Raw genomic sequence first — 12,945 nt, 5'->3', positions numbered from 1 at the left:
CGTCCTACACTCCCGACCCCGACCCGGCGGAAGAGCTGGTAACTGCTGCCGCGCAGTTGGCTGTCCAATGTTGCCTTCGAACATCGGAACAGCACATCGAGCCCATTCGCCGCAGCTCACCCGAGACTCAGTAGCGCCGAGAGCGTCGTCGTAGGCGCCCTGCGCCGGCGTACGACCGAGGGCCCCACCGAAACGGTGGGGCCCTCGGTCCGGCGGCTTCGGCGCACCGGGCCGCGCCTGGTGTTACAGCACGCGGACGGCGCCGGTGGGCTGGTCGTAGCTCAGGGGGCGCTCCACGATGCCGGTGGAGGAGTTCTGGGCGCCGATGAACTTGCCGCCGCCCACGTAGACGGCCACGTGGTAGGCGCTGCCGGCGCCGCCCCAGTAGAGCAGGTCGCCCGGCTGGAGGTTGTCCAGGGAGACGGGGGTGCCCGCGGTGGACTGCGGCTGCGAGGTACGCGGCAGGTTGACGCCGACCTGCTTGTAGGCCGCCTGGGTCAGGCCCGAGCAGTCGTACGCGGAGGGGCCGGTGGCGCCCATGACGTAGGACTTGCCGACCTGGGCGCGCAGGAAGCTGAGGAGGGTGGCCACGTTGCCGCCCTGCGGCGCGGCGGCGTTGGTGGTGGTGAGGGAGGAGCGCTCCGTGGAGCGGGAGGCGCGCTCCTTGGCCTCGGCCGCCGCCTTGCGGGCGGCTTCGGCCTTCTTCTTGGCCTCGGCCTTGCGCTTCGCCTCGGCCTCGGCCTTCTTCTTGGTCTCCTTGGCCTCCTGCTTGGCCTCGGCGGCCGCGTCCTGCTGGGCCTGCTGGAGGCTGTACTGCTGTGCGGAGTGGTGGAGGGACTCCGCCGCGAGGGTGTTGGAGTCGGCCGTGGAGAGGGTGGGCATCTCCACCGTGTCGGCCGGTGCGTTCTTGTCGGCCGCCAGGGCCGGTGCCGCCGCCGCGGTCAGGGCGATGGTGCCCATGACGCCACCCGTCATACCCGCACGCAGCGCCGTGTTCATCTTGCTGGAGCGGGGCTTCCGGTGGCTGGGAATCTGAGCTTTCGGGGACATGAGGGAATGCCTAGCAGGCCGCAAACCCTCCCCTCAACAATCGTGCGATGCGCCACAGTCGCCGCTCGAGCGGCGACTTGAGCCCTGCGGACGCCTCCCGGAGGGGATTCCCGGACGTGATCATTGCCCAACTACGGGGCCGTGACCACGTTGTTGTCCGCATTGCCGGAATTCCCGCGGGGTGTACCACGGTGAAAAGGCCCGCGCAAAGAAGTCAGCGGCTGACGGGAGCGCGAGTGGCGCAGTTCACATGCGCCGCCGGAGCGTGAAACCAACTCTTGGTGCAAATGGGATGTTGGGTGCTTATCGCCCATCCCCTTCGGTCACGGGCAGGACTCGGCCGGATCGCGCGCGGGTCTCGCCGCTTGTGCCGGGTTTCACGAGTGCACGATCCCCAGTGGTTCGCGCATAGCAGGTGAAACCGTCCAGCGCGAATTTGCCCGTGCAGTCGAGTGCTTGGTACAGCGATCCGCTTCTGACGGCTCTGAGCACGCTCGAATGTCACCTCAGGTGATCATCCATGGGCTTTGCGTATGAAGATTGACGCCGATCCGATCGGATGATCGGGCGTCAGGTGGTGGAGATCACAAACCAGTTGGCGGCACCCGTGTCGCAGATCACAGAGGGGCGGGCTTAAGATGCCTGCGAACAGGGCTTGTGAACTGCCTCACATAGGAGCGATCTTCGTGGGGGTGCGCAGCGGCCCAGCGGTCTGCCGGCAGTCAGAGTCGACGCCTGGAAGGAGACGGGAGCGGTGAACGTCTACACACCAATCCTCGTACTGGGAGCGATCGCGGCCGCGTTCACGGTGTTCTCCGTGGTCGCGGCCTCGATCGTCGGCCCCAAGCGCTACAACCGGGCAAAGCTGGAGGCGTACGAGTGCGGCATCGAGCCGACGCCGCAGCCGGCCGGAGGCGGCCGCTTCCCGGTGAAGTACTACCTGACGGCGATGCTCTTCATCATCTTCGACATCGAAATCGTCTTCCTCTACCCGTGGGCCGTGCATTTCGACTCACTCGGGATGTTCGGGCTCGTCGAAATGCTGGTCTTCGTCGCCCTCATCGGTATCGCGTACGCCTACGACTGGCGGCGCGGCGGCCTGGAATGGGATTAGGGGCAGGATAGCAATGGGACTTGAAGAGAAACTGCCGAGCGGTTTTCTGCTCACCACGGTCGAGAAGATGGCCGGGGCGGCACGTAAATCATCCATGTTCCCGGCGACGTTCGGGCTCGCCTGCTGCGCCATCGAGATGATGACGACCGGCGCCGGGCGCTACGACCTCGCCCGGTTCGGCATGGAGGTCTTCCGCGGCTCGCCGCGCCAGGCCGACCTGATGATCGTGGCGGGCCGGGTCAGCCAGAAGATGGCTCCGGTGCTGCGCCAGGTCTACGACCAGATGCCGAACCCCAAATGGGTCATCTCCATGGGGGTGTGCGCCTCGTCCGGCGGCATGTTCAACAACTACGCCATCGTCCAGGGCGTCGACCACATCGTGCCCGTCGACATTTATCTTCCCGGATGCCCGCCGCGCCCCGAAATGCTGCTCGATTCCATTCTCAAGCTGCACGAGAAGATCCTGCACTCGAAACTCGGCGTCAACCAGCAGGAAGCGGCCCGCGAGGCCGAGGAAGCGGCGCTGAAGGCGGTACCGACGATCGAGATGAAGGGGCTGCTCCGGTGAGCGACGCACAGGCGGCTGCCGGGCCGCAGGCGGAGACGAGGCGGGACGTGTGCCGCCGGGGCGGAGAAGCGAGCGGGGTGGTGGCGTGAGCGACGCACAGGCGGCTGCCGGGCCGCAGGCGGAGACGAGGCGGGACGTGTGCCGCCGGGGCGGAGAAGCGAGCGGGGTGCGGGGATGAGTGACGAGAAGCGTCCCAAGGCGCCCTTCGAGAACGATCCGGCCCAGCGCGCGGAGGAGTCGCTGCCCGTGCCGCCGGGGGACACCGGCGAGGTCATCGCGGTGCGCCGCGGGATGTTCGGCGCCCGCAACGGCGGGGACACCTCCGGCTACGGCGGACTGGTGCGGACCGTGCGGCTGCCCGGCGGCAGCTCCCGGCCCTACGGCGGCTGGTTCGACGAGGTCGCCGACGAGCTGGAGGGTGCCCTGGAGGAGCAGGGGCTGGACCCCGAGCAGGTCATCGAGCGGACGGTGGTGGACCGCGGCGAGCTGACCTTCCACGTCGCCCGCGGCCACCTGTCGCGTACGGCCCGCATCCTGCGGGACGACCCGGCGCTCCGCTTCGAGCTGTGCACCGGGGTCAGCGGCGTCCACTACCCGGAGGACGCGGGGCGCGAGCTGCACGCCGTCTACCACCTGCGCTCGATCACCCACAACCGGCTGATCCGCATGGAGGTCAGCGCGCCGGACGCGGATCCGCACGTCCCCTCGACCGTCGACATCTATCCGACGAACGACTGGCACGAGCGCGAGACCTACGACTTCTTCGGTCTGATCTTCGACGGCCATCCGGCGCTGACCCGGATCCTGATGCCGGACGACTGGCAGGGCTTCCCGCAGCGCAAGGACTATCCGCTCGGCGGTATCCCCGTCGAGTACAAGGGCGCCCAGATTCCCGCTCCTGACCAGCGGAGGTCGTACAGCTAAATGTCCTCTACAACCCACGCACCCGCAGGCATTCGGGAGACCACCGAAGGCACCGTCTACGACGTCACCGGAGGGGACTGGGACGAGCTGGCCGCGCACGCCGCCAAGAGCGACGACGAGCGCATCATCGTCAACATGGGTCCCCAGCACCCGTCCACGCACGGAGTGCTCCGGCTGATCCTGGAGATCGACGGCGAGACGGTCACCGAGGCCCGCTGCGGCATCGGCTACCTGCACACCGGCATCGAGAAGAACCTCGAGTACCGGACCTGGACCCAGGGCACCACGTTCGTCACGCGCATGGACTATCTGACGCCGTTCTTCAACGAGACGGCGTACTGCCTGGGCGTGGAACGGCTGCTGGGCATCGAGGACGAGGTGCCCGACCGCGCCAACGTCATCCGGGTGCTGCTGATGGAGCTCAACCGGCTCTCCTCGCACCTGGTCGCCATCGCCACCGGCGGCATGGAGCTGGGCGCGACCACGGTCATGATCTTCGGGTTCCGGGACCGGGAGCTGGTCCTGGACCTCTACGAACTGATCACCGGGCTGCGGATGAACCACGCCTACATCCGCCCCGGCGGACTCTCCCAGGACATTCCGCCCGGGACCGTGGACGCGCTGCGCGAGTTCCTCAAGAAGATGCGCAAGAACCTGCCGGAGTACGACGCGCTCGCCACCGGCAACCCGGTCTTCAAGGCCCGGCTGAAGGACATCGGCTACCTCGACCTGGCCGGCTGCATGGCGCTGGGCGCCACCGGCCCGATCCTGCGCTCCGCCGGACTGCCGCACGACCTGCGCAAGGCCCAGCCGTACTGCGGCTACGAGACCTACGACTTCGAGGTCCCGACGGTCGACACCTGCGACTCCTACGGGCGGTTCCTGCTGCGGCTGGAGGAGATGCGCCAGTCGCTGCGGATCATCGAGCAGTGCGTGGACCGGCTGGAGCCGGGCCCGGTGATGGTCGCCGACAAGAAGATCGCCTGGCCCGCGCAGCTCGCCCTCGGCCCCGACGGGCTGGGCAACTCGCTCGACCACATCAAGAACATCATGGGCACCTCGATGGAGGCGCTGATCCACCACTTCAAGCTGGTGACCGAGGGCTTCCGGGTGCCGCCGGGCGAGGTGTACGCGGCCGTCGAGTCGCCCAAGGGCGAGCTGGGCGTGCACGTCGTCAGCGACGGCGGCACCCGCCCCTACCGGGTGCACTTCCGCGACCCCTCCTTCACCAATCTGCAGTCCATGGCGGCGATGTGCGAGGGCGGCCAGGTGGCCGACGTCATCGTCGCCGTCGCGTCCCTCGACCCCGTGATGGGAGGCGTCGACCGGTGACCAGCATCGAGATCGGCATCCCCGAGATGCCCGCGCCCGACTACCCCGCCGAGGTACGCGAGCGGCTGGAGGCGGACGCGCGCGAGATCGTCGCCCGCTACCCGGACAGCCGCTCCGCGCTGCTGCCGCTGCTGCATCTGGTGCAGTCCGAGGAGGGGCATGTCACCCGCACCGGACAGCGCTTCTGCGCCGAGGTGCTGGAGCTGACCACGGCCGAGGTCAACGCGGTCGCCACCTTCTACTCCATGTACCGGCGCAAGGCGTCCGGCGACTACCAGGTCGGGGTGTGCACCAACACGCTGTGCGCGGTCATGGGCGGCGACGCCATCCACGCCGCGCTGCGCGAACACCTGGGAGTGGGCGAGGGGGAGACCACCGAGGACGGCAAGGTCACGCTCGAGCACATCGAGTGCAACGCCGCCTGCGACTTCGCACCGGTCGTGATGGTCAACTGGGAGTTCTTCGACAACCAGACCCCCGACAGCGCCCGCGCCCTCGTCGACGACCTGCGCGCGGGCCGCGAGGTCACCCCCACCCGCGGTGCGCCGCTGTGCACCTTCAAGCAGACCGCGCGGGTGCTGGCCGGCTTCTCCGACGAGCGGCCCGGCGCGGTGGAGGCGTCCGGCAGCGCGGGCCCCGCCTCGCTGGCCGGGCTGCGGCTGGCCAAGGGCGAGAGCACCCCGGGCGTCGTCGCCCCGCGCGAGGCGGCATCCGACGAGGAGGGGAAGTGACGGCAGTGACTCACGACGGCGGACAGGACGGTGCCTCCCCGCAGCCGGCCGGCGGCGCGGCCGATCCGCAGAAGCTGCTCACCCCGGTGCTGTCCGCGCACTGGGACGAGTCGGACTCCTACACGCTGGCCGGCTACCGGCGGCACGGCGGCTACCAGGCGCTGCCCAAGGCGCTGGCCATGGACCCCGACGACCTGATCGCCTACGTCAAGGAAGCGGGCCTGCGCGGCCGCGGCGGCGCCGGCTTCCCGACCGGGATGAAGTGGCAGTTCATCCCGCAGGGCGACGGCAAGCCGCACTACCTCGTCGTCAACGCCGACGAGTCCGAACCGGGCACCTGCAAGGACATCCCGCTGCTGTTCGCCAACCCGCACTCGCTGATCGAGGGCATCGTGATCGCCTGCCACGCGATCCGCTCCCACCACGCCTTCATCTATCTGCGCGGCGAGGTCGTCCCCGTGCTGCGCCGGCTGCACCTGGCCGTGCGGGAGGCGCGCGAGGCGGGCTATCTCGGCCCGGACGCGCTGGGCCCGGGCAAGGACCTGGAACTCACCGTGCACGCGGGAGCCGGCGCCTACATCTGCGGTGAGGAGACCGCGCTCCTCGACTCGCTCGAAGGCCGCCGCGGCCAGCCCCGGCTGCGTCCCCCCTTCCCGGCCGTCGCCGGGCTGTACGCCTGCCCCACCGTGGTGAACAACGTCGAGTCCATCGCCTCGGTTCCCGCCCTCGTGGACCGGGGCAAGGACTGGTTCCGCTCGCTGGGCAGCGAGAAGTCCCCCGGCTTCACCCTCTACTCGCTCAGCGGGCACGTCGCCCGCCCCGGCCAGTACGAGGCGCCGCTGGGCATCACCCTGCGCCAGCTCCTGGACATGAGCGGCGGCATGCGGCCCGGGCACCGGCTGAAGTTCTGGACCCCCGGCGGCTCCTCCACCCCGATGCTCACCGACGAGCACCTGGACGTGCCCCTCGACTACGAGGGCGTCGGCGGCGCCGGTTCCATGCTCGGCACCAAGGCGCTCCAGTGCTTCGACGAGACCACCTGCGTGGTGCGGGCCGTCACTCGCTGGACCGAGTTCTACGCGCACGAGTCCTGCGGCAAGTGCACCCCCTGCCGGGAGGGCACCTACTGGCTCGTCCAACTGCTCCGGGACATCGAGGCGGGCAAGGCGGGCCGGGCCGACCTGGACAAGATCGCCGACATCGCCGACAACATCAACGGCAAGTCCTTCTGCGCCCTGGGCGACGGAGCGGCGTCGCCGATCTTCTCCTCGCTGCAGTACTTCCGCGACGAGTACGAAGCCCACCTCGCGGGCCGCGGCTGCCCCTTCGACCCCGAGAAGTCCACCGTGTGGGGCGACGACCCCAGCTCCGCTCACCTGGAGGTGAACGCGTGACCGTCACCACTCCTGCTGCCTCCGGAGGGGGAGGGGAGGTCGCCCCGCCGCCCGAAGACCTCGTGTCGCTGACCATCGACGGCGCCCAGATCTCCGTCCCCAAGGGCACCTTGGTGATCCGCGCCGCCGAGCAGCTCGGCATCGAGATCCCCCGCTTCTGCGACCACCCGCTGCTCGACCCCGCGGGGGCCTGCCGGCAGTGCATCGTGGAGGTGGAGGGCCAGCGCAAGCCGATGGCCTCCTGCACCATCCAGTGCACCGACGGCATGGTCGTCAGGACGCACCTCACCTCCGAGGTGGCGAGCAAGGCCCAGCACGGGGTGATGGAGCTGCTGCTCATCAACCACCCGCTGGACTGCCCGGTCTGCGACAAGGGCGGCGAGTGCCCGCTGCAGAACCAGGCGATGTCACACGGCCAGGCCGACTCCCGGTTCGAGGGCCGCAAGCGCACCTTCGCCAAGCCCGTCGCCGTCTCCACCCAGGTGCTGCTGGACCGCGAGCGCTGCGTGCTGTGCGCGCGCTGCACCCGCTTCTCCAACCAGGTCGCGGGCGACCCGATGATCGAGCTGCTGGAGCGCGGCGCCCTGCAGCAGGTCGGCACCGGCGAGGACGAGCCCTTCCAGTCGTACTTCTCCGGGAACACCATCCAGATCTGCCCGGTCGGCGCGCTCACCTCGGCCGCCTACCGGTTCCGCTCCCGCCCCTTCGACCTGGTCTCCTCGCCCGGTGTCTGCGAGCACTGCGCGGGGGGCTGCGCCGTCCGGCACGACCACCGGCGCGGCAAGGTCATGCGGCGGCTGGCCGAGAACGACCCGGAGGTCAACGAGGAGTGGCTGTGCGACAAGGGCCGCTTCGGGTTCCGCTACGCGCAGCGCCCCGACCGGCTGCACACCCCGCTGGTCCGCGGCAGCGACGGGGAACTGGCCCCCGCGAGCTGGCCGGAGGCGCTGGAGGCCGCGGCGCTCGGGCTGGCCGGGGCCCGGGGCCGGGCCGGAGTGCTGACCGGCGGCCGGGTCACCGTCGAGGACGCCTACGCGTACGCGAAGTTCGCCCGGGTGGCGCTGCGCACCAACGACATCGACTTCCGCGCCCGGCCGCACTCGGCCGAGGAAGCCGCCTTCCTCGCCGCCCAGGTGGCGGGCCGCGGCCGGGACCTGGACGGCACCGGGGTCAGCTACACGGCGCTGGAGGCCGCGCCCGCGGTCCTGCTGGCCGGACTCGAGGCGGAGGAGGAGGCGCCCGGCGTCTTCCTGCGGCTGCGCAAAGCCTGGCGCAAGCACGGGCAGCGCACCTTCGCGCTGGCGAGCCACGCCACCCGCGGGCTGGAGAAGGCGGGCGGTACCCTGCTGCCCGCCGCACCCGGCACCGAGACCGAGTGGCTGGACGCGCTCGCGGGCGGCGTCGGGCTGGAGGAGCAGGGCGCCGCGGCGGCCGAGGCGCTGCGCGGCGAGGGTTCGCTGATCCTGGTCGGGGAGCGGCTGGCCACCGTGCCGGGCGCTCTCACCGCCGCCGTCCGCACCGCGGCCGCCACCAACGCCACGCTGGTGTGGGTGCCGCGCCGGGCGGGTGAGCGGGGCGCGGTCGAGGCGGGCTGCCTGCCGGGGCTGCTGCCCGGGGCCCGGCCGGTCGCGAGCGAGGAGGCGCGTGCGGAGGTCGCCCGCGCCTGGGGGGTCGCCGAACTGCCCGCGCAGCCGGGCCGCGACACCGGGCAGATCGTCGAGGCCGCCGCCGAGGGCGAGCTGTCCGCGCTGGTCGTCGGCGGGGTCGGGGTCGAGGACCTGCCCGACCCGGTCCGGGCCCGGCAGGCGCTGGAGGCCGTGGACTTCCTGGTCAGCCTGGAGCTGCGGCCCGGCGCCGTGACCGAGCTGGCCGATGTGGTGCTGCCGGTGTCGGCGGCGGCGGAGAAGTCCGGCACCTTCCTCAACTGGGAGGGACGGCTGCGGCTGTTCGACGCCGCGCTCAAGCCCGACCAGATGACCCGCCGGCACGCGCAGCCCGACGCCCGGGTGCTGCACATGCTCGCGGACGCACTCGATGTGCACCTCGGACTGCCGGACGTGCGCACGGTGCGCGGCGAACTCGACCGGCTGGGACACCGCTCCGGCGGTGCGGGCACCGCCGCAGCGGCCCCCGCGACGCGCAGCGTGCCGCAGCCGCGCACCGGCGAGGCGGTGCTCTCCGGGCACCGGCTGCTGCTCGACCAGGGCCGGCTGCAGGAGGGCGACGAGGCGCTGGCCGGTACCCGGCACGCGGCGCTCGCCCGGGTGTCCGCGGCGACCGCCGAGGAGGTCGGCGTCCGGGACGGCGACCTGCTGTCGGTCAGCGGTCCGCGCGGTGCGGTGCGGCTGCCGGTCCAGGTGACCGGGATGCCCGACCGGGTCGTGTGGCTGCCGCTCAACTCGGTCGGCTCCGGTGTCCCGGCCGACACCGGGGCGCTCCCCGGTGACGTGGTGCGGATCGCTCCGGCGGACGCCGCCGAGCGGGAGAACACGCAGGAGGTGGGCGCATGAGCGCCGCGACGCTGAGTCCGCAGGATCCGTTCGCCGGAATGCCGCGGCTGGCCGCCGAGGACCTGTCGATGTTCGGCACGGACCCGTTCTGGCTGGTCGCCCTGAAGGCCGTCTTCTGCTTCGCGTTCCTGATGCTGACGGTGCTGATCTCCATCGTCTTCGAGCGGAAGATCGTCGGCTGGATGCAGCTGCGCGTCGGCCCCAACCGGCACGGCCCCTGGGGCATGCTCCAGTCGCTCGCCGACGGCGTGAAGCTGATGCTCAAGGAAGACATCATCGTCAAGGGCAGCGACAAGCTGGTCTATCTGCTGGCACCGGTGATCGGCGCCGTGCCGGCCTTCATGGCGATCGCGGTCATCCCGTTCGGGCCCGCGGACAACGAGATCTCGATCTTCGGCCACCGTACGCCGATGCAGCTCACCGACATGCCGGTGGCCGTCCTCTTCATCCTGGCCACAGCGTCCATCGCCTCCTACGGCGTGGTGCTGGCCGGCTGGTCGTCCGGTTCGACGTATCCGCTGCTGGGCGGGGTCCGGGCCACGGCCCAGATCATCAGCTACGAGATCGCGATGGGGCTCAGCTTCGCCGCGGTCTTCCTCTACTCCGGTTCGATGTCCACCTCGACGATCGTCGGCGAGCAGGCGGACGGCTGGTTCGCCTATCTGCTGCCGGTCTCCTTCCTGATCTACCTGGTCTCGATGGTGGGCGAAGCGCACCGGGCGCCCTTCGACATGCCGGAGTCCGAGGGCGACCTGGTCGCGGGCTTCCAGACCGAGTACAGCTCGATCAAGTTCGCGATGTTCATGCTGACCGAGTACATCCACGTGGTGACGGTCTCCGCGCTCGCGGTCACCCTCTTCCTGGGCGGCTGGCGCGCCCCGGCGCCGATCTCCACCTGGTGGGCGGGCGCCAACCACGGCTGGTGGCCGATCCTGTGGTTCACCGCCAAGCTCGTCGTGCTGATCTTCGTCTTCATCTGGATCCGCGGCACGCTGCCCCGGGTGCGCTACGACCAGTTCATGAAGCTCGGCTGGAAGGTGCTGATCCCGGTCGCGCTGGTGTGGCTGATGCTCGTGGCCACCGTCCGCGCCATGCGCAACGAGGGCTGGGACTACAGCGAGGTCGTCTACTGGGTCGCGGGGACCGCCCTGGCGCTGCTGCTGATCACCTTCGTCGTGGACTTCTTCCGCGGCGGTGCCGACGAGGAGCAGGACGAGGCGGCCGCCCCCGACAAGCCGTTCGACCCGATGGCGGGCGGCTATCCCGTACCACCGCTGCCGGGGCAGACGCTGCCGCCGGTGCCGCGGCGCCCCTCGCGTGCCGAGCGCGGCCGGGAGCCGGAGCCGGTCGGAGCCCAGGCAGGCGGGACGACCACCGCTACTGACGCAACCACCGAGAGCAAGGGGGCTGACGGTGCCTGAGAACCCCGTGGCCGGCTTCGGCGTGACCTTCACGGACATGTTCAAGAAGCGGCTGACCGAGCAGTACCCCGAGTACAAGAAGCCCACGGCGCCCCGCTTCCACGGCCGCCACCAGCTCAACCGGCATCCGGACGGGCTGGAGAAGTGCGTCGGCTGCGAACTGTGCGCCTGGGCCTGTCCCGCCGACGCGATCTACGTCGAGGGGGCCGACAACACCGACGAGGAGCGCTACTCGCCCGGTGAGCGCTACGGCCGCGTCTACCAGATCAACTATCTGCGCTGCATCCTGTGCGGCCTGTGCGTCGAGGCGTGCCCCACCCGGGCGCTGACCATGACGAACGAGTACGAACTGGCCGACGACAGCCGCGAGTCCCTCATCTACACCAAGGAGGAGCTGCTCGCCGGTCTGGAGGACGGCATGGTCGACTCGCCGCACGCCATCCACCCCGGCACGACGGAGAAGGACTACTACCGCGGACTGGTCACCGAGGCGGCGCCCGGGACCGTGCGGCAGACCGTCACCGACACCGGGGTGCCGCAGGAGTCCGCCGACACCTTCGGGGCCGACGAACCGGCCGCCGCCGGGGACGCCACCTTCGACGCGGCGCCGCTCGGCGAGCAGACCGGCGGCACCGTGACCGCCAGCGGGGAGGGCGAACGATGACCGCGCTCGCCGCCACCGCCGCCACCTCCACCGGCGAGGCCGTCCAGTTCTGGGTGCTGGGCACGGTCGCCGTGCTGGGGGGACTCGGCACCGTGCTGCTGCGCCGGGCCGTGCACAGTGCGCTCTGCCTGGCCGGCACCATGATCATTCTGGCGCTGTTCTACCTCGCCAACGGCGCCTATTTCCTGGGTGTCGTGCAGATCGTCGTCTACACCGGCGCGGTCATGATGCTGTTCCTGTTCGTCCTGATGCTCGTCGGCGTCAGCGCCGCCGACTCCCTCAAGGAGACGCTCAAGGGCCAGCGCTGGATGGCGGCCCTCTGCGGACTGGGGCTCGGCACGCTGCTGATCGTCGGGATCGGGCAGGTCTCGGTCGGCGGCTTCAACGGCCTGGCGGCGGCGAACGCGCAGGGCAACGTCCCGGCGCTGGCCTCGCTGCTGTTCACCAAGTACGTGGTCGCCTTCGAGGTCGTCGGGGCGCTGCTGACCGTCGCCGCGGTCGGTGCCACGCTGCTCACCCACCGGGAGCGCGTGGAGAAGAACAAGTCCCAGCGCGAGCAGGCCATCGAGCGGGTGCGCGGCGGCACCCAACTGCCGCCGCTGCCCGCGCCCGGTGTGTACGCCCGGCACAACGCGGTCGACCGCCCCGCGCTGCTGCCCGACGGCTCGCCCGCCGAGCTCAGCGTCAGCCCCACCCTGCGCAGCCGCGGTCAGATCCGCGAGGTCAGCTCCGAGCAGTTGGCCCGGCTCGCCGCCATCGAGCAGCGCACCGCCGAGTACCAGGGCCGCCCCACCTACCCCGGCCCCAAGGACCCGGGCGAGCGCGCCCTGGAACGGGAGACGGCGGGCGAGGAGGAAGCCGCCCGGAACGGGCAGCCGTCCGAGCCCGAGGACGCGGCCGGGACCGAGCGCGAGGAGGCCGCCAAGTGAGCCCGATCAACTACGTCTATCTCGCGGCGCTGCTGTTCACCATCGGCGCCGCCGGAGTCCTCATCCGGCGCAACGCCATCGTGGTGTTCATGTGCATCGAACTGATGCTGAACGCCGCCAACCTCACGCTGGTCGCCTTCTCCCGGATGCACGGCAACCTCGACGGCCAGATCATGGCGTTCTTCGTCATGGTCGTCGCCGCCGCCGAGGTCGTGGTCGGCCTGGCGATCATCGTCATGCTCTACCGCGCCCGCCACTCGGCCTCGGTCGACGACGCCAGCCTCATGAAGCTGTAAGGGGTACGAACC

At 70.6% G+C, this 12,945-nt stretch carries 12 protein-coding genes; 11 read left to right on the top strand and 1 reads right to left on the bottom strand.

What is annotated here, in order from left to right; translation table 11 throughout:
- Positions 1 to 243: 243 nt before the first annotated feature.
- Positions 244 to 1,050 (bottom strand): C40 family peptidase, encoded by an 807-nt coding sequence (locus tag BMX65_RS29915; RefSeq protein WP_075003490.1) that lies wholly within the window; start codon positions 1,048 to 1,050, stop codon positions 244 to 246.
- Positions 1,051 to 1,804: 754 nt separating this feature from the next.
- On the opposite strand from BMX65_RS29915, the gene BMX65_RS29910 reads away from it, so the two are divergent.
- From BMX65_RS29910 to nuoK, 11 genes are all read left to right on the top strand, one after another.
- The gene (locus tag BMX65_RS29910; RefSeq protein WP_075003489.1) at positions 1,805 to 2,164 is read left to right on the top strand and encodes an NADH-quinone oxidoreductase subunit A; all 360 of its coding nucleotides are present in this window, start codon (positions 1,805 to 1,807) and stop codon (positions 2,162 to 2,164) included.
- A gap of 13 nt (positions 2,165 to 2,177) precedes the next feature.
- Entirely contained in the window at positions 2,178 to 2,732 is a 555-nt protein-coding gene (locus tag BMX65_RS29905) for a NuoB/complex I 20 kDa subunit family protein (RefSeq protein WP_026004232.1), read from the top strand.
- A 174-nt stretch (positions 2,733 to 2,906) separates the two neighbouring features.
- Positions 2,907 to 3,656, top strand: a complete 750-nt coding sequence (locus BMX65_RS29900) for an NADH-quinone oxidoreductase subunit C (RefSeq protein ID WP_075003488.1) — start codon at positions 2,907 to 2,909, stop codon at positions 3,654 to 3,656.
- Positions 3,657 to 4,988 carry an NADH-quinone oxidoreductase subunit D gene (locus BMX65_RS29895; protein WP_075003487.1) on the top strand — a complete coding sequence of 444 codons (1,332 nt, stop codon included), beginning with the start codon at positions 3,657 to 3,659 and terminating at the stop codon, positions 4,986 to 4,988.
- 26 nt (positions 4,989 to 5,014) lie between these two features.
- Complete coding sequence (gene nuoE, locus BMX65_RS29890; protein ID WP_420856835.1) at positions 5,015 to 5,719, top strand: NADH-quinone oxidoreductase subunit NuoE; 705 nt, start codon at positions 5,015 to 5,017, stop codon at positions 5,717 to 5,719.
- 5 nt (positions 5,720 to 5,724) lie between these two features.
- Complete coding sequence (gene nuoF, locus BMX65_RS29885; RefSeq protein ID WP_107437622.1) at positions 5,725 to 7,113, top strand: NADH-quinone oxidoreductase subunit NuoF; 1,389 nt, start codon at positions 5,725 to 5,727, stop codon at positions 7,111 to 7,113.
- Positions 7,110 to 9,623 carry an NADH-quinone oxidoreductase subunit G gene (locus tag BMX65_RS29880; RefSeq protein ID WP_075003484.1) on the top strand — a complete coding sequence of 838 codons (2,514 nt, stop codon included), beginning with the start codon at positions 7,110 to 7,112 and terminating at the stop codon, positions 9,621 to 9,623. The genes nuoF and BMX65_RS29880 overlap by 4 nt, the downstream gene beginning before the upstream one ends.
- Positions 9,620 to 11,044 carry an NADH-quinone oxidoreductase subunit NuoH gene (gene nuoH / locus BMX65_RS29875; protein ID WP_075003483.1) on the top strand — a complete coding sequence of 475 codons (1,425 nt, stop codon included), beginning with the start codon at positions 9,620 to 9,622 and terminating at the stop codon, positions 11,042 to 11,044. The genes BMX65_RS29880 and nuoH overlap by 4 nt, the downstream gene beginning before the upstream one ends.
- A 37-nt stretch (positions 11,045 to 11,081) precedes the next feature.
- Positions 11,082 to 11,708, top strand: coding sequence for an NADH-quinone oxidoreductase subunit NuoI (nuoI, locus tag BMX65_RS29870; protein ID WP_239502202.1), 627 nt, complete (start codon positions 11,082 to 11,084; stop codon positions 11,706 to 11,708).
- Positions 11,705 to 12,637, top strand: coding sequence for an NADH-quinone oxidoreductase subunit J (locus BMX65_RS29865; RefSeq protein ID WP_075003481.1), 933 nt, complete (start codon positions 11,705 to 11,707; stop codon positions 12,635 to 12,637). The genes nuoI and BMX65_RS29865 overlap by 4 nt, the downstream gene beginning before the upstream one ends.
- Positions 12,634 to 12,933, top strand: a complete 300-nt coding sequence (gene nuoK, locus BMX65_RS29860) for an NADH-quinone oxidoreductase subunit NuoK (RefSeq protein WP_019354175.1) — start codon at positions 12,634 to 12,636, stop codon at positions 12,931 to 12,933. The genes BMX65_RS29865 and nuoK overlap by 4 nt, the downstream gene beginning before the upstream one ends.
- Positions 12,934 to 12,945 lie beyond the last annotated feature (12 nt).

Origin of the sequence: Streptomyces qinglanensis (assembly GCF_900111245.1) — a bacterium.
Lineage (GTDB): Bacteria > Actinomycetota > Actinomycetes > Streptomycetales > Streptomycetaceae > Streptomyces > Streptomyces qinglanensis.
This window is presented reverse-complemented; position numbering and strand designations above follow the sequence as displayed.

Bases quoted from the DNA above. Each gene is read 5' to 3' on its own strand.
- BMX65_RS29900 (WP_075003488.1), top strand. From the start codon at position 2,907: ATGAGTGACGAGAAGCGTCCCAAGGCGCCCTTCGAGAACGATCCGGCC.
- nuoI (WP_239502202.1), top strand. From the start codon at position 11,082: ATGTTCAAGAAGCGGCTGACCGAGCAGTACCCCGAGTACAAGAAGCCC.
- BMX65_RS29915 (WP_075003490.1), bottom strand. From the start codon at position 1,050: ATGTCCCCGAAAGCTCAGATTCCCAGCCACCGGAAGCCCCGCTCCAGC.
- BMX65_RS29865 (WP_075003481.1), top strand. From the start codon at position 11,705: ATGACCGCGCTCGCCGCCACCGCCGCCACCTCCACCGGCGAGGCCGTC.
- nuoH (WP_075003483.1), top strand. From the start codon at position 9,620: ATGAGCGCCGCGACGCTGAGTCCGCAGGATCCGTTCGCCGGAATGCCG.
- BMX65_RS29895 (WP_075003487.1), top strand. From the start codon at position 3,657: ATGTCCTCTACAACCCACGCACCCGCAGGCATTCGGGAGACCACCGAA.
- nuoE (WP_420856835.1), top strand. From the start codon at position 5,015: ATGCCCGCGCCCGACTACCCCGCCGAGGTACGCGAGCGGCTGGAGGCG.
- BMX65_RS29905 (WP_026004232.1), top strand. From the start codon at position 2,178: ATGGGACTTGAAGAGAAACTGCCGAGCGGTTTTCTGCTCACCACGGTC.